The following is a 16167-nucleotide window of genomic DNA, read 5'->3' on the forward strand; positions in this document are numbered from 1 at the left end:
CCGTCATATTGATGCAGCGACTCGCCCCTACAACCAAAAAGAACGTTAAGTCAAGAATAATGATCTACTGATTAAACACCATCGCCGGATCAAGGCGCGTCACTTTCTGAATCGCGAAAATAGCCGAACCGACGCACATTACCACCGTTATTGCTAAAACTGCGATCGCGGATACGGGGGTGATCAGAATCAAAATCCCCTGAGTTGCTGATGTCCACAGGGCTACACCGTAGCAGAGGCACATCGCGGGGAGATAACCGAGAACCGACATCCACATCGCCTGTTCAATAATTACGCCGTAAATGCGCCAATCTGAGGCGCCAATTGCTTTGAGAGTACCAAATTCTTTAATATGGTCAGATACCGACGAATAAAGAATTTGACCGACAATAATTACACCAACCACGACACCAACCACCGCCCCCAATCCCAGAATAAAGCCAATTCCGGTTCGCTGTTGCCAAAAGTTTTGATTCAGTTTAATAAACTCCTGGCGAGTATAGGTACTCACATTCGGTAACGCTTTCTCTAATCGAACTTTGAGTTGTGACAAATCCTCACCCGGTTCCGCCGCAATTAAAACATATTGAATCAAGTCAGAAGCGACTAATGGATTAGGTGGCGGTGGGGGTTGATTCCGCAGTTCGGCTTCCGAGATTCTCGAATAGGTATTGGTACAAATTAAATCCTCAGCACCTGACGGTAATTTACAGGAGAGTTCCGACTTTTGACCCGATGTTAAGAACGCATTAGCACTGGTTAGGGAGGTAAACATGAAAGAATTAGACACAATTGATGCATTCCCTTGGGTGAAACCCACCACCCGGGCGGGCAAAGAATTTACACGGGCAATATCCCCAATCTGTTGCACATTCAGGGAATCTTGGTTGGTTGCATCTACAATAATTTTATAGGGTTCAGATAAGTCCCTCACATCGCCTTGCACGATATTTATCGGTTGAAACAATTGCCCATTGGGGTCAAATCCCACCACTTTTACTCGGGTAATTTCTCCTTGGGGTGGATTCCATAACGCGCCACTAAAAATAAGGGCTTCAGCTTTAGCAACCCCTTCCACATTACGGGCGGAGATAACATGGGATAAGGGAATGGGTAATGTCAACTCCATTTGCACTAACTTATCAGATGCCACCCAAATATCTGCGTTAGAATTATAAATTAACTGAGCCGTAGATTGGGTAAATCCATTAAAAATACCTGTTTGCAAGGTAACTAAACTTACAGCAAACATAATCCCAGCTTGGGCGACTAAAAAGCGGGGAATATCTTCGAGTAAGTTTTTCCGGGCAAGAGAAACCATTTTCGTGTGTTTGTTGTTTAGAATCTCTTTGAAAATTTGGTCGGGGCGGGCGCGAGTTACATCTGGGTGAGGGAAGAAACTATAATAGTAAAACCCGCCCCTACATAAAGATTTTCTCAGGCTTCATCCTCAGAGGGCCACAGCAAGCGAACTGCCATTAATGCGAAACCCACCGCCGCGATCGCTTTGAGAACTCGCACCGGGAATAGTTGGGCTACGCCACCCCCAGCTAATACGCCCATAAACGTTGCCAAAAGCAACGCGGCTACAGCCCCCAAGAATACCGCACGGGGGGACTTGAGACTACCCCCAAGCGCGATCGCAGCCAGTTGGCTTTTGTCACCAATTTCGGCTAAAAATACGGTAATGAAACTTAATCCTAGTAATTGCCAATCCATAATATTTAAAATTCTCTGATTTAGTCAGGGCGGGTTTAGTTACATCTGGGTGAAAAAAACGATAGTGGTGAAACCCGCCCCTACACTGTCCAAACTGTTTCATCCCAGTTGCACCACATCCCATAGCAGCATGACGGAAATGAAGAGTAATAATGTCCCGGCGGCGGTTTCTAGGGTTTTGGGTTGTAAACGATTGGCTAACCAGGTTCCTAGTAAGACACCGAGTAAGCTGGTGGTAATTAGTGCGATCGCGGCACCTGTAAATACAATCCACGGAGATTGAGATTCTGCACTGATCAGCAGGGTAGCCAATTGGGTTTTATCGCCAATCTCAGCTAGAAAAATAGTCAGGAAGGTTGAACTAAACACACCCCATATCCCCCGTTGGCGCTTGACGATTGGGCGCAAACTTGCAGGATTGGGGGAAATCGCTAACTCAGACGGATCACAGACATCTTTGGGGGCTGGATTCATCGAGGCAAAAGGTGCTCTCAGGACAAAACTGACGATGGGCAGGGAAGATGGTTTCACAGGGAGTTCTCAGTTCACATCAATCTCTTTTCATATTCTATTCATCTTTGCATAACTTTACAAAATCGGTACGGGTAACATTCGCTACCTAAGAGTCGCTTCATGCCTACATCGGAGACTTTTTCATATACCCACCTCACGGTCAAAGCGTAACATCTCCAAACTGCGATCGCCGTAGAGATCGGTGATATGATCTCGACAACAGTCGATGGCAAAGTCGTTTAACTCTTCCGGTTCAATCCCGAACATCTCCTGAAAGATATCCGCCTCCACCCGACAGAAGCGAGGGCGATGGGCATAAATGCGACATTCACGAGTCTCATGATCAAAATTGACACACCATCCATCTTCCCCCACCATACTCAGATACTTGTCCAACTCCTCTGGAGTCAGATAAGTTTCTAATCCAGGGCGTTCTGTTGGGTCAAGATAACAGCATGCACCACATTGCTTTACACAACGCCAAGTTGCCATTGCGTTTCACCATAGCGATTAATTGCAGGTTTCTCTAGGATAACGGGTTTTCGTCTGTGGGATGGGGAATGATGAATGACGAATGACAAATGACATTTTTGTTGCGTTTTGTATAGTTTTGTTAATTTGATTAAAAAAACTGGGCAATTAGCCAGTAAAATCTAATCGGCAATTTTTAACGACACCATCCAAATTAAGTTAATCGGGAGGAGAGATGGATTTAAGCTTTTTAGGGAATATAAACTGGGAACTGATTGCTCAGCTTAGCGTGCTGGCTGCGATCGTGATTGCTGGTCCTGTAGTCATTTTTCTACTGGCTGCGTTTAAGGGAGATCTCTAGCCGTCTGTTTGTAGGGGGAGCATCTTGCTCCCTGATGCATTGAAGCTGGGGGAGCTGGGGGAGCTGGGGGAGCTGGGGGAGCTGGGGGAGCTGGGGGAGCTGGGGGAGCTGGGGGAGCTGGGGGAGCTGGGGGAGCTGGGGGAGCTGGGGGAGCTGGGGAAGCTGGGGGAGATAGGGAAGCCATGTGATGACAGTTGTAGGGGCGGGTTTGACAACTATCGTTTCTTTTGCACCCTTTCTCTAACTAAACCCGCCCCGACTAAATGACAAATGACGAATGACAAAGGACAAATGACCAATGACAAAGGACAAATGACCAATGACAAATCACAAGTTTAAAGCACGAGTCGCGGCTTTGATTAACTGATAATAGTGAGTTTGGGTAACATCCACCTGTTTAGCTTCGTCCCGATTGAACCCTAAAAGTCCGGTACGCTGTCCTTTTTGAATTACCAGAACTTTGCCTTGATCATTTTTAATTCGTAATTCGTTTAATGATTCCCACAAGCTACAGGTATAACGGCGTTCATTGTGATAAAATTCGGCTTTTTTTATCGATGATGGGGCTGATTCACTCACCCGAATGCCGACTAACTCTAATTCAATTGTCACATTTCCATTCCAGGCATTATCTTTGAGTTTATAGGCAATATCTATATTCGAGGGTAGAGGGAAATATTCACCCCAACGCCACGCGATCGCATTCAGTTTTTTGGTACTGTCAACCGTAGACAGGGTAAGCTTTACATGCCCATTGCCCACAATTTTTTGTTCCACAACCTTCACATTGGGTGTCCAGAAAATGGGGTCGGAGTTGTCAATTCCACAGGGGTGCAGTCGGTCAATTTGCTGGTACAGATTATGAGTAATTTGATTAAAATTTGCCTCAACGTCAATGGAAACTAAGGGTTTTAGATGTTCGGGTTCTAAGCATTGATGGGCAAAGCGACTGAGTTGAGTTTGAAACGCTGTTAAATTTGCAGTCGGTAACGAGAAGCCTCCCGCTGCTTTGTGTCCGCCAAATTTTCCTAATAAATCACGGCAAAATTGCAGGGCGTCAAAGACATGAAATTCGGGAATTCCTCGTGCGGAACCGCGAATCTGTTCTTGATTTTCGTCTTCATAGGTGCCAATAAATACCGGGACACCATACCGTTCCACCAGGCGCGACGCCACAATGCCAATCACACCATGATGCCAACCCGGTTGAACGAGGACGAGAACGCGCTGCTGTTGCCAGTTTAAGCCCTCTTGTTCAATCAGTGCGATCGCGTCTTTCTCGATTTTCTCACACAGGTGCTGGCGTTCTTTGTTAATTTCTTCACATTGCATCGCCCTTTCTTTGGCAATTTCCCCATCGCTGGTGGTGAGGAGTTCAATCACGATTTGCGGATCAGCTAAGCGCCCCACGGCGTTAATTCTAGGTCCGAGTTTAAAGCCAATATCTTCGGGTTTCAGGGCGATTTGATCTTCACTGACGCCTGAGTTTTGGATTAAAGCCTGAATTCCCGCCAGTTGAGATTTGGGTAAGCGTTGCAATCCTCGTTTTAACCAACGGCGGTTAATTCCAGTTAAGGGGGCGAGATCAGCAATGGTACCGAGGGTAAACAGTTCTAGGAGTTGGCTAGTGAGTCCCTGTAATTGACCAAGTTCTTGGGCGAGGGTAACGGCTAGTATATAAGCGACACCGACTCCAGCTAAACTGCGATAAGGGGAGGATTCTGGTAACTGTTTCGGGTTGAGGATTGCATCGGCGTTGGGGAGTTCGGGGGGAAGGTCGTGATGATCAGTAATAATAACAGTCAGACCCCGTTCTACAGCCAGTGCGATCGCCTCATGGGCAGAAATACCATTATCCACGGTGAGAATTAGCTTTACGCCTTTATTAGCGAATTCTTCCACGATGCTAGTATTGATCCCGTACCCGTCTTTCATCCGGCTGGGAATCGCATACTCCACATCCGCCCCTAACCAGCGTAATGCCCGCAGTAACAAGGCGGTACTGGTCATCCCATCGGCATCATAGTCACCACAGATAGCTATTTTCTCATGTTCTGCGATCGCATCTTTGAGCATATCCACACTAATCGCCAAGTCAGGAAATTCATCAATCGGACTGGGCATAACCTGGGATTCTGGATATAAATAGACCATGGCTTGGTCTACGGTGTCGAATCCTCGGTTAATCAACACTTGACCCAGCAGGGGTGACAATCCTGTCCCTTGGGCGAGTTGGTTAGCTTTTTCCGGGTAAGCTGGGTCGAATTGCCATCGCTGATTGGGCAAAGTTTTTGGGGAAGGGGATAGGTCAGAACTGGATTGGCTGAACACGCTAACTTGAGCAATTACATTGGGGCTAGGGATAGTTTACAGCAGATTTGTCCTTTGTCATTCGTCCTTGGTCATTTGTCAAACATCTGATACCTGTTCTGCCTAATCGGGAAGAAACACAGATGAGGGCGTCTATAGGCGTGCAAGGCTTGCATTGGTGGAAAGCCGAGGTGTCGGGGCGGGTTTTACTGATAACGTTATCGCACAAACTGATAACTTGACTAAACCCGCCCCTTTTTTTCCTTTGGTATCTATACCAAAGATCAAATCTGAATGATTTTCCTGATTAAGCTAATTTTGCCAATACTGTGGCTAATTTACTACCCAATTGTTTCACCGCCGCTTGTTGCGTCTCATCAATCAAGTTTCCATTTTGATCAAATGCCTGATAAGCATTAGGAATCGCTTTCTGATCCGGCAAAACTAACACGCCAATATTACCGAGAATGGCACGAACATGCACCAAACCCCGTAACCCACCTATTCCTCCGGGTGAGGTACTCATCAAGACAGCCACTTTATCCCGAAAACAGGAGAGGGCGAGAGAGGGTCCACCTGGTTCTGGACGAGATGCCCAATCAATGGCATTTTTGAGTAAGGGTGAGATAGAACTGTTGTATTCCGGTGAGGCGATGAGTAAGCCTTGATGGGCTTTCATCAGTTGCTTGAATTTGAGGACAGTTTCGGGAATGCCTTCTTTTTCTTCCGCATCTTGGTCATACAGGGGCATCGGTAAATCGCGAAAGTCTAGATAGGTGACTTGGGCACCGGCTTCTTTTGCTCCCGCAACCGCAATTTGTACTAATTTTTTGTTCCAGGAGGTTTCCCTGCTGCTACCTGCAAATGCTAGAATTTTAGGTGCGTTTGTCATAATTGATTTTAATCCTTTTAGCCGCCAATATTGAGTTAATCTGACTCGATAGTTTAGGCATAAAATGGCGTCTTGTCAATCGTTTTACTGAAGTTAGCCAATTTAGAAGGGCTGATTGGTTTGTGAGGCATCAAGATGTTGCGATCGCGTCTTCCGCCGTCGCCACCATGCATCAATGGAGACGTCATTGAAACTATTGCCAGCGACTAAGATAAAAAACACCAGGCAATATACTAACTGACTCGTCGCTGTATCCCAGTTTTGGAGTAATGTCACCCCATACATCAGCACAACCATTAAGCCAAACCCGGTGACTAAAGCCGCTTGAGTCGCTAATCCCAGTGTCACCAGAAATCCGACTATAAATTCCACAATTGGCACAAGTAAAGCTGGCGCTCTGACTAAGGGTTCGGGAATAAATGTATCTTGAAATAGATCCACCATCGACTGGGCAAAGCCGGGAATATTACCGAGGCGGGTAAAGCCATGGTTAAAGAAGTTTATGCCTAAAACGATTCGCAAGAATGTATAGGCGATGACAATATCTCGACGACGGAACCAGAGTGTTGGTTGATTTGGCATTTTATTGATGGTTTAGAGTTGTTTGTACGGCGAAGACAGCGCAACTACGAACTAAGCTGGAGCTAACCATAAGGCGACATTCTTGACATAAGCCTGAATATCTGATAAAGCCTGCGGGTTTTGCTTCATCCCATTCCCAGGGGGTTCATCCACAAAGCTAGGACATCCTGTGGCAATATCCCAGTTGTAGTCAACGAGATGATGGAATGTTGATTGAGCCACAACTCGTCCGAGAAGATTGCCTTCGCGATCGCGAGTTCTCTCGACGGCGATCACGAGATTAAATTCACGCCCGGTTATTTTGCTTTTACTTGTGGCAATAACTTGTGCATGATCAGCGTCATCGGGTATACCGATTCCGCCTTCATGAGGATGGGCGGGAAAAAAGGTAATCACACCCGTCGCTGATTCGGGATTTTTTAATAGGTTGTGAACGGGTACAATTGGGGTAATGGTTTGATAGTCTCCATTTCGACCTGAATGGTAATTGGGCCACAAAATCGATTGGGTTTCTACATCATCTGGGCAACAACGGGATGGATCGGGATCTGGTTGTTTGGTATGGAAATAATGAAAGATGCCAATCGATTTAAGGGGACACATCGACACCCCCATATCCTGGTGATCACGAGTCGCCAAAATCCCACCGCCTTGTTGATGAAAATGGCTAATCCCAGCACAGTCGTTGGTACTTAACCCATCGCCAACATCAAGGGCAAATAGCCAGAGTTGATCAAACTTATCTCGATCGAGGGTACTCAGCACTGGATCATCCCCATTAGCGTTGGGTTCCCTATCCCTCGTCGTTACTTGACACACCGGGTTTCCGGCTGCATCTGTGAGAGTGGTAAGATAGTTTCGTAATCGGGAAAAACGGGCGATTGTCCAATCGTCTTCCTCTGTCGATAATAAAGTTGTTTGTAAGAGGATGCGGATAGGCTGATGCATGGTAAGTTTTTCCAAACGTAAGCATGGGTTTTACGATTATCCTCTCTTGCCTGCCCAAATGCGACTAAACTCAAGCCTCGACACCCTTATTGATCAGCCATTGCCACGGAACCAGAATTCGCGCTAAGATGTATGCCTCCCCCTCACCCATGGGGTTACCGGAATTCAGGGTAACCCCACCCCCCTTGATCTCCCCATGGTTACTCCATAAACTTAGGACGCGATCGCTCCCTGAGAAGAATGGCATGATAATTAAAGAGGATAAGGGAATAAGCGGCGATGGTAAAAGATTCTCACCGACCAAGAAATGATGATATGGTTCTCGGCGGTCAAAATCCACCCCCGACTCAGGGCGTGGTATTGGGTGGTATCGCTGGGGTAAGGATGCGTTTAACCTCTCCTGTAGTGGATCAACGTTTGACAGCCATTACCGAAGCTACCGCCTATGGGGATGCTGGGTTAAATTTAGTGCTTCAAGCTTTTTTGCAAGATGAATCGCCACGGGTGCGACAAGCCGCCTATTTACTCCTGTGGGATAAGACACAACCGTGGGTTAAACAAGCCATTCAACATTATGTCCCTGCTAATCGGATTGCGTGGTGGCGGTTAAATGAAACAGAAGGGGACATCGCGGCGGATACTGTGGGAGGAAATGATGGTACGATTAAGGGCGCGACGCCAGTGACGATTGTTCCAGGTCGTATGCCAGGATTAGGAGGTGCAGGACATCCGGATGAGGTGAATCCAGAGTCTTATCACTTTGTCGAATATGTTCTACCTCAAGGATTAGGGAGTGCGTTGCAATTTGATGGGGATGATTATGTGGAAATTCCCCATGGAGCAGCTTTGAATTTTGGCGTTGGAGATTTCTCCATTGGTGTGGGAGTTAAGACTCGTAGTCGCGGACTTGAGGTGATTTTAGATAAGCGTGTGGAAACTTCTGGCTCGGTGCAAGGATATTGTTTATATCTGCATCAAGGTCGGTTGGGTTTACAATTAGCTGATGGCATTGAGTCAGCTTGGACAAATTATCATAGTCAGTGCTTAATTGCCGATGATCGCTGGCATTATCTGGTAGTAACTGTTGACCGAGATGGGACCGATGGGGGACGATGGTATGTAGATGGGATTGAGTTGGGGAATCGATTTAACCCAAAGGGACGACAGGGTTCGCTGAATAATTTTAAGCCTCTGCGATTGGGACGACGTTCGGATCATCCAGGTGTACCGGGATTCTTTCAGGGTAGGATGAGTGATGTACAACTGTTTAATCGATCGCTAGCCGCACCTGAAATTCAAGCAATTTATCAAAAGGTTGGGGTTAAGGGAACGCGATCGGGATTTATTCATAAGTAATAAGTATGCGCTTTAATCAATCTAGAGACGTAACTATGATTATGATAGACCCAATTACCCAGCCGGAGATCATACAATATAATCATTAACGTTCTCGAACAGCATTTGCCAAAATCCCTAAAATTTTCTTAATATCATTCAGATAATACTCATCCAAATCAATTTCGATAACCTTTCCTTTAAGGCGCAAAAACTTCCAATTGGTTCCTGACGTGACTGCACCATAAATTTCTGATATCCCATTTCCCTCGCGGTCATTGAATATCTGAGCTGCTACCATTTCCGCTACACACTGCCCCAATCCACCGATAAGATTTTCCTTCTTTGCTTCTACCAGCGTAATCACTGGCGCATTGACAAATAACTGTTCCGGAGACTGGCTGATCAGAAAATCGCAAACTCCATTCAAGCCGCACTCTTTATCAATATCAAATTCAATTCCCGAAAATAAGTTGATCTGCTCTTGTAACTGTCTTCTAATGTCGATTAAAATTGGAGCAATAATCATTTCAGACCGAGCTTTTTCACTATTGCTGGCTAAAGCCAATGGAATATTATAACGCAAAGTTTCTGTCAGTAATGGGCTGGGTTCAAACTCAGTAACATGACTGAACGTATTCATTTTTTCTACAGTAATTAAGTCAAAGTTTTTTTTGACCTTGGCTAAGGTAAAGTCACTATATGACATTGGCATCAAAGATAAAAACCTGTGGGTTGGGTTGACGTAGGAAACCCAACAAAATCTCAAGCAAAGATTCCCTACTACAAACTTCAATTTAGGCGTATGTAACACCCGTTACTGAGGGCGGGTTTTGTTAATACATTACCGGACATCAACCAAATGACTCAACCCGCCTTGACCACAAGAAATGGGGGACTTTTTTATTGCCAGCGTCCCACAACTACCCGCACTGTACCATCTTCTAACACGTCTTCTGCTTCGACAGAAAATCCTTGTTCTTGCACAGAATGCAGTAACATTTTATGGGCGTACTTTTGATTGACGGAATTGACGAATTCTGTTTGATTAATGCTCGCCCCCCAAAAATCGGCTACGAGTTCATACGCCTCTCCATGCTGGCGAAAGCCTAAATCGTAGCCATTAGACTGGCGAATCACATATTCTGCTTCTGTGGTATTTCCGTGATAGCCGCGTACTGAGGTATTGCATTCGACTTGATACCCCAACTCCTGCAAAGTTTGATGCAGAATCTCACCGTTTTTTATCTGAATATTGATGGTGGTGAAGTGAGACATAGTTTTCGAGGATGGTTAATGATAAATGAAGTTAAGGCAATGTTAGTGAGTTCAGCGTTTGTAGTAATCGATTCGAGCGTTTATGACGAAGACAGCGCAACTACGAACCCAAAGGAGTGTGTCATTGGAGTTAAGGCAATGAGTAGTTGGGGAAATTTATCTCTAGGGAAGGATGTGGGAGTGAGACTCTAGCCAGACGCGATCGCACATCTATTTTATTTAGTCTAAAGCATAACCGCAATTAGGAGGGTTCTCCATGAGACTTCGGATGATGGGTTTGGGTTTGGGTTTGGTGATGGTACTTTTGCCCGCTTGTAGTATTTTCTCTGAAGATGAGGCGGCTTTGCAGCCAGAGGGGACAACGATTGGTCATGGTTCTACCTTAGGCGATGTGACGGAGGATACGAGTGAGGTTGTCGGTGAGATTGTCAGTGTGGATGGGGAAGTGAAGAAGGTTCTCGGTTCAGATACATTTAAGCTAGAACAAGAAGGACTGTTGGGGGGGAATGACGTTTTAGTGGTGAACGCGAATCCCGATGTCCCGATTAAAAAGCAAAATTGGGTGAGAGTCACCGGGGTGGTGCGTAAGTTTGTCAGTACAGAGATAGAGAAAGATTACAATTTAACCTGGGATTTAGATTTTAAAGAAACGATTAAAGCCGAATACGAAAATCAACCTGTGATTTTTGCCGAATCAGTGGAACTCTTAGCGGTGGATTGAGTGGGAGTTTGCCCATATAGCGGCTTGGGTGCGATCGCGTAGGTTCAATCGGCTTAAAATATGGGTAATATGGTTCTTCACCGTCTTCTGAGAAATATACAGAGTTTGGGCAATTTCTCGGTTATTCGCACCCGTGGCGATTAAGCTTAAGATTTCCTGTTCTCTGGGGGTGAGTTCATCCCAGGCGGTTGAGGAATTGGAGACAGAAGCAGGGATTTGCGTCCGAATCTTTTGACCAATTCCTGGTCCTAATTGAGTATACCCCTTATGCACCGCCCGAATCCCTTGGGCTAATTCGTCAGGGGGTGTATCTTTGAGTAAATAGCCAGAGGCGCCATAATGCAAAGCTTGGGTAACGTACTCATCATCGTCAAATGTGGTTAAGACTAATATCTTGATGTGGGGAAACCGTTGACAGATTTGCCGAGTAGCAGCGACACCATCCATAACGGGCATACGCACATCCATGAGAATAATATCAGGTTGTAGGGTTTCCAGTTGTGCGATCGCCGTTTCTCCATTATCCGCTTCGGCGATAACCTCTAAATCATCTTCAAATTGTAATAAGGCTTTTAATCCGCGTCGGACTAAATTTTGGTCATCAACCAGTAAGATTTTAATCATTTCAGGAAATGAGGAAGCAGTGTAGAGACGTGCCATGGCACGTCTGGGAGATAGGGGAGATGCATTCGTAGGGGCTCTCGCATTCGCGCCCAAATCTATCGGTTTTATACCAACATTTCAACGCGAATGCTTCGCCCAATCCCCAACCATTAATCCCCAATGACGAATGACGAATGACGAATGACGAATGACAAATGACGAATCACCACTCAACTATAACTTGACACCCTTGTCCTGGTGATGTGTTAATGGTGAGATGACCCCCTAATTCCTGGGTACGTTCGCGCATCCCTTGCAGACCAAATCCTGTGGTATTGTGCGTCAAATCAAATCCTCTGCCATTATCCTGAATCATCAGATGGAACCGGGAATCTGTCCAAATCCGGATACTCACCTCCGTGGCTTTGGCATGTTTATAGATATTGGTGAGAGATTCTTGGATAATCCGATAACTCGCCATTTTCACATCGGGCGTCACCGGATGGGACAACTTGATTTGACAATCGGGTAAGATACCTGTAGACTTGTGGAATTCTTGAATTAAAGACGCGATCGCATCCTCTAGAGATTGCCCTTGTAACGGGTTAGACCGCAGGGTTGCCACGGATTGACGCACGTCTTGAAGCGCAGTAGCGGCGACTTGTTTGACTTCGATTAAAAAGTCTTTGGCTTCTGCGGGATTCGACTCTAAGAGTCGTAAGGCGGCTTCTAAGTGCAGGTTAAACGTAATCAGGGAATGTCCCAAGGAATCATGGATTTCCCTAGCAATGCGATTCCGTTCCTGTAAGGTGGCAATATCTTCAATCCGCACCGCATAGCGCCGCAGTTGAGCATTTGCCTGTGCCAATTCTTCCCGACTGCGCCGTTCGGCTAATAAAGCATCGACTAACAACTGTAAGAAGACTAAGACTAATCCAAACACTACTATAGAACTTAAGAGGATAAATAGCCAACGTTCTGGCACCGCAAAATGTGGGGGGCGAAAGGGAGGGCGAGGGCGAAGACTGCGAGACTGAAATCGGTCAACTTCCCGCATTAGGAATAATACAAAAGCGAATCCGGTAATAATTAAGCGGCTTTGTCGTTCAAAAATAAAACAGTTTCGGATAACTAAAATAATTAACATCAAGGGTAACATGCGAAGTTTACCCACCAGGGAAACGAGGAGAATTAAGCCGATTTCCACTCCGGTGTAAATCACCTTAACCGATTTCTGGGTCGGTAATCTCAACCCCATCAAACCAAAGACGGCTAAACCCAGCAGATTTAGGAAAGGGAAGCGAGGGAGGTGGGGAAAGGGAAACCGCAGGAATTCAACGATAGCAATGATTCCCAGCAGAATCCATTCTAGATATAAAAGGAAGGGAATTGGATGTTTGGTCATGGTTCATTGGTCATGGTTCATTGGTCATGGTTCATTGTTCATGGTTCATTGTTCATTGGTCATGGTTCATGGTTCATGGTTCATGGTTCATGGTTCATGGTTCATTGTTCATGGTTCATTGTTCATTGTTCATTCGTCATTCGTCATTCGTCATTCGTCATTTGTAGGGGCGAAGCATTTGGGCAGCCATCTTATGATACTTGTCCAAAATGTTCTACCCAAATGCTTCGCCCATTCAGGTGATGTCATTAGGAATAATTTTTGATAAAAAACCATCACCTCCGCCCTTCTAGGACTAAAGTCCTACCTCAAATCAGGACGTTTGCCTCAAGTCGTTTAACCCCTACAGTTTCTAGGATAAAGACATCAAAAACCAAATCGTTGACAACCTTAACATCATGAACATCAAAATCTTTCCTCTATTCGCCACCATCGCTGCAATTACCCTCGCGGCTGCACCCATGGCAGCATTTTCCCAACCCAAATTCGCGGAGGAACTCAACCTAACAACCGAACAACAAGCGCAGTTAGAACGCATCCGGGATAACAAACACTCGCAAATCGAACAAATTCTCACCCCCGAACAACGACAACAGTTCCAAGAATTGCAGGGACAACGCCAGCGACACCGGGAAGGAATGCGGGCGCTAAATCTAACTGAAGCACAACGAAACCAAATGCGGGAGATTCACCAATCCGCACGGGAGTTGATGCAGAATGTCCTAACCGAGGAACAACGGGAACAAATGCGTCAAATGCGGGAAAATCGTCGGGGTCAAAGAGGAATGGGACGCCCAAATCAAGCCCAATAGATAAAAAGTAACCCGAAATCCCCGTAGGGGCGCAGGTCGCCTGCGCCCTTTGTCAGTGACATGCGCCCTTTCTCAACATGGCACTTGTCTCAGCCTATTCTCATAATTAATCTTAATTGTCAACTATCCAAAAGATTGATTAAATGAAACTTCTGTAAAGATTGCCTGACAACCTTGAAGAGTTAGCAAACTATCCGGATTTTTCCCCCATTGAACGCCATTGACTGATAAAACTGATGTGTAGAGAAGCCTAACGTTTTGAACCAAGCATTCTATATAATAATGCCAACTCATCCCCCCTAAAACTGTCAATATTGTAACAAAATATTAAACATTAGCTGACTATACAGGGTTAACCACAGGTGTGAACCCTTCGCGTTAATTGTCAGCAAATCAGAGAAAAGAATGTTCTATTTCTATAGGGTTTAATGCCAAATTTTAGGTAGATATTTCATCTCTCCATGATGAAGTATTTTTTGTGTTTTTATAATGATTTCAACTTTACAAAACATTTATACAAAGTTCATTTTAACTTTATTGATCATCGAAAAAATACGGTTATAGTTAAGTTGTGGTCAGAGAAAAGTAGCAAAACGAACAAAAAAGCACAGTCGTTTCTGTAATTTTTTGGAAACTACACCGAAGCAAAAACTCCCAGGCACGAGGCGGCGCTGAACCATCGGATACCAGCACAGCAAGGCTTCATCAATGCCGGAAAGCTGGAAATTGTCCAGAACAACATTGCCCCAAAATCGTAATTAATTCACAGAGGAAAAATAAATGTCTAGTCCTATCAATGACAAATTTGCTGACAGCATTCGTTTAGTTGGTTCTGATTTTAGTACGACAGGAACTAACATTGGAGCTACAGGGGAAAGTGGTGAACCCTACCACGGTAGTGTTCCAGATACTTCTGTTTGGTGGAATTGGAGAGCTCCTGCTGACGGTGTGGTCACGATTAACACAGTTGGTAGTAACTTTGACACGGCACTAGGTATTCACACAGGCTCGGCAGTTGATAGCTTAAATACAGTTGTTTATAATGATGACTTCTGGGGCTTACAAAGCCAAGTAAGCTTCACAGTTGAAGCGGGACAAACCTACAATATAGCTGTTGATGGTTTTGGTGCTAGCCAAGGTTCCGTCAATCTCAACCTCGACTTAGACTTTGACTATACTCAACTTGGCACAAACGCGAGTGAACAACTCAACGGAACTCAAGCAAACGATGTCATCGCCGGACTAGCAGGAAATGACCAAATCAACGGTAACGGTGGTCATGATTATCTCGAAGGTAATGCAGGGAATGACACCATCGCCGGTGGTTCTCTGAGTGATTATCTCGATGGTGGTGCTGGTGATGACCTGCTTTTCGGTAACGGCGGCGGCGATGAAATCCTCGGTGGCGGCGGCAATGATGGTCTCTATGGTAGCTCTGATGCAGATTATCTAGATGGTGGCGCAGGTAATGACGTTCTCTACGGTAACGGTGGTCAAGACTACCTCCTCGGTGGCGGTGGTGCTGACACCATTTACGGCGGCGCCCAAGCCGACGAGATTCTCGGTGGCGATGGTAATGATTTGATTTACAGTAACGGTGGCGATGATTTGATTAACGGGGGTAATGGTATCGACGAAATCTGGCTCGGCGGTGGTGAAACCGTTGTCCTTGATGCCAACGACACTGGATACGATATCATTAGGAACTTCCAGTTAGGTCAGACTACTTTAGCCGTCAATGATATTAGTAATCTGAGTTTCGCCGATGGCGCGAATGGTGCGGAAATATACCAAGGCGGCAACCTGTTAGCTACCGTTAGTTGGCAGTCAGCTAGCACCTTTGCCAATAACATGAACAACATCTTTGTCGCCGCCTAGATATATCGTCTGATGTATTAGTCTTTCAATAGGGGAGCATATTCGTCTAGTCGAACCAAGCGGGAGATGCCAAGTGTCTCCCCATTTTTTGTCCCCGTAATGGTTTCGACCAGACGCCTGACCTTTTGACCCAATCCCCGACTTCTTCAAGTCGCAGACCTCTAATTGACGCTCTCCCTCCTAGAAGAAGGGATATTGTATGGAAATTTCGTTCCATATATCCCGGTAAACGGGTTCCCAGGCACACGATATTCGCCATCTAGGGCATCGTGTTATCTCCTAACACCCTGTCGATTCAGGGCTGGGCGTTTCAAACCTTTGCGGTTTGGGTTCCGCCGA

At 45.7% G+C, this 16167-nt stretch carries 19 protein-coding genes; 6 read left to right on the forward strand and 13 right to left on the reverse strand.

Annotated features, from left to right (window positions below):
• Nucleotides 1–64: 64 nt before the first annotated feature.
• The 4 genes from RLO19_RS21110 to RLO19_RS21125 form a co-directional block, all read right to left on the reverse strand.
• On the reverse strand, nucleotides 65–1321 hold the full coding sequence (locus RLO19_RS21110) for an FtsX-like permease family protein (protein WP_446359396.1): 1257 nt from the start codon (nucleotides 1319–1321) through the stop codon (nucleotides 65–67).
• Nucleotides 1322–1437: 116 nt separating this feature from the next.
• Nucleotides 1438–1719, reverse strand: a complete 282-nt coding sequence (locus RLO19_RS21115) for a TMEM165/GDT1 family protein (protein WP_446337733.1) — start codon at nucleotides 1717–1719, stop codon at nucleotides 1438–1440.
• Between the two features lie 99 nt (nucleotides 1720–1818).
• Complete coding sequence (locus RLO19_RS21120; protein ID WP_446359413.1) at nucleotides 1819–2193, reverse strand: TMEM165/GDT1 family protein; 375 nt, start codon at nucleotides 2191–2193, stop codon at nucleotides 1819–1821.
• Between the two features lie 180 nt (nucleotides 2194–2373).
• Nucleotides 2374–2724, reverse strand: coding sequence for a YkgJ family cysteine cluster protein (locus RLO19_RS21125; RefSeq protein ID WP_446359397.1), 351 nt, complete (start codon nucleotides 2722–2724; stop codon nucleotides 2374–2376).
• A 214-nt stretch (nucleotides 2725–2938) separates the two neighbouring features.
• Between RLO19_RS21125 and psb30 the strand changes: the two genes are divergently transcribed.
• Complete coding sequence (psb30, locus tag RLO19_RS21130) at nucleotides 2939–3064, forward strand: photosystem II reaction center protein Ycf12/Psb30 (RefSeq protein WP_446359398.1); 126 nt, start codon at nucleotides 2939–2941, stop codon at nucleotides 3062–3064.
• Between the two features lie 327 nt (nucleotides 3065–3391).
• Here psb30 and recJ read toward each other — a convergent pair whose 3' ends face one another.
• The 5 genes from recJ to RLO19_RS21155 form a co-directional block, all read right to left on the reverse strand.
• Nucleotides 3392–5350: a single-stranded-DNA-specific exonuclease RecJ gene (recJ, locus tag RLO19_RS21135; RefSeq protein WP_446359399.1), complete on the reverse strand. Its 1959-nt coding sequence runs from the start codon at nucleotides 5348–5350 to the stop codon at nucleotides 3392–3394.
• A 331-nt stretch (nucleotides 5351–5681) separates the two neighbouring features.
• The gene (locus tag RLO19_RS21140; protein WP_446359400.1) at nucleotides 5682–6266 is read right to left on the reverse strand and encodes an NADPH-dependent FMN reductase; all 585 of its coding nucleotides are present in this window, start codon (nucleotides 6264–6266) and stop codon (nucleotides 5682–5684) included.
• 102 nt (nucleotides 6267–6368) lie between these two features.
• Nucleotides 6369–6848: a DoxX family protein gene (locus RLO19_RS21145; protein ID WP_446359401.1), complete on the reverse strand. Its 480-nt coding sequence runs from the start codon at nucleotides 6846–6848 to the stop codon at nucleotides 6369–6371.
• Nucleotides 6849–6899: 51 nt separating this feature from the next.
• On the reverse strand, nucleotides 6900–7796 hold the full coding sequence (locus RLO19_RS21150; protein WP_446359402.1) for a hypothetical protein: 897 nt from the start codon (nucleotides 7794–7796) through the stop codon (nucleotides 6900–6902).
• 70 nt (nucleotides 7797–7866) lie between these two features.
• The gene (locus tag RLO19_RS21155) at nucleotides 7867–8043 is read right to left on the reverse strand and encodes a hypothetical protein (RefSeq protein WP_446359403.1); all 177 of its coding nucleotides are present in this window, start codon (nucleotides 8041–8043) and stop codon (nucleotides 7867–7869) included.
• Nucleotides 8044–8075: 32 nt separating this feature from the next.
• On the opposite strand from RLO19_RS21155, the gene RLO19_RS21160 reads away from it, so the two are divergent.
• Nucleotides 8076–9152: a LamG domain-containing protein gene (locus RLO19_RS21160; RefSeq protein WP_446359404.1), complete on the forward strand. Its 1077-nt coding sequence runs from the start codon at nucleotides 8076–8078 to the stop codon at nucleotides 9150–9152.
• A gap of 85 nt (nucleotides 9153–9237) precedes the next feature.
• On the opposite strand, the gene RLO19_RS21165 is transcribed toward RLO19_RS21160, so the two are convergent.
• Nucleotides 9238–9840 carry a hypothetical protein gene (locus RLO19_RS21165; RefSeq protein WP_446359405.1) on the reverse strand — a complete coding sequence of 201 codons (603 nt, stop codon included), beginning with the start codon at nucleotides 9838–9840 and terminating at the stop codon, nucleotides 9238–9240.
• A 194-nt stretch (nucleotides 9841–10034) separates the two neighbouring features.
• Complete coding sequence (locus RLO19_RS21170) at nucleotides 10035–10409, reverse strand: DUF1257 domain-containing protein (RefSeq protein WP_446359406.1); 375 nt, start codon at nucleotides 10407–10409, stop codon at nucleotides 10035–10037.
• Nucleotides 10410–10665: 256 nt separating this feature from the next.
• On the opposite strand from RLO19_RS21170, the gene RLO19_RS21175 reads away from it, so the two are divergent.
• Complete coding sequence (locus RLO19_RS21175) at nucleotides 10666–11130, forward strand: hypothetical protein (RefSeq protein ID WP_446338578.1); 465 nt, start codon at nucleotides 10666–10668, stop codon at nucleotides 11128–11130.
• On the opposite strand, the gene RLO19_RS21180 is transcribed toward RLO19_RS21175, so the two are convergent.
• Nucleotides 11116–11754: a response regulator gene (locus tag RLO19_RS21180; RefSeq protein WP_446359414.1), complete on the reverse strand. Its 639-nt coding sequence runs from the start codon at nucleotides 11752–11754 to the stop codon at nucleotides 11116–11118. The genes RLO19_RS21175 and RLO19_RS21180 overlap by 15 nt on opposite strands.
• A gap of 34 nt (nucleotides 11755–11788) precedes the next feature.
• Here RLO19_RS21180 and RLO19_RS21185 point away from each other — a divergent pair, with 34 nt between their 5' ends.
• On the forward strand, nucleotides 11789–11917 hold the full coding sequence (locus tag RLO19_RS21185; protein WP_446359407.1) for a hypothetical protein: 129 nt from the start codon (nucleotides 11789–11791) through the stop codon (nucleotides 11915–11917).
• Nucleotides 11918–11956: 39 nt separating this feature from the next.
• On the opposite strand, the gene RLO19_RS21190 is transcribed toward RLO19_RS21185, so the two are convergent.
• On the reverse strand, nucleotides 11957–13138 hold the full coding sequence (locus RLO19_RS21190) for a sensor histidine kinase (RefSeq protein WP_446359408.1): 1182 nt from the start codon (nucleotides 13136–13138) through the stop codon (nucleotides 11957–11959).
• Between the two features lie 398 nt (nucleotides 13139–13536).
• On the opposite strand from RLO19_RS21190, the gene RLO19_RS21195 reads away from it, so the two are divergent.
• Together RLO19_RS21195 and RLO19_RS21200 are read left to right on the forward strand one after the other, a co-directional pair.
• The gene (locus tag RLO19_RS21195; protein ID WP_446359409.1) at nucleotides 13537–13950 is read left to right on the forward strand and encodes a Spy/CpxP family protein refolding chaperone; all 414 of its coding nucleotides are present in this window, start codon (nucleotides 13537–13539) and stop codon (nucleotides 13948–13950) included.
• Nucleotides 13951–14730: 780 nt separating this feature from the next.
• Nucleotides 14731–15828, forward strand: a complete 1098-nt coding sequence (locus RLO19_RS21200; RefSeq protein ID WP_446359410.1) for a calcium-binding protein — start codon at nucleotides 14731–14733, stop codon at nucleotides 15826–15828.
• Nucleotides 15829–16167 lie beyond the last annotated feature (339 nt).

This window comes from Coleofasciculus sp. G2-EDA-02 (genome assembly GCF_040226375.1).
Lineage (GTDB): Bacteria > Cyanobacteriota > Cyanobacteriia > Cyanobacteriales > Coleofasciculaceae > Coleofasciculus.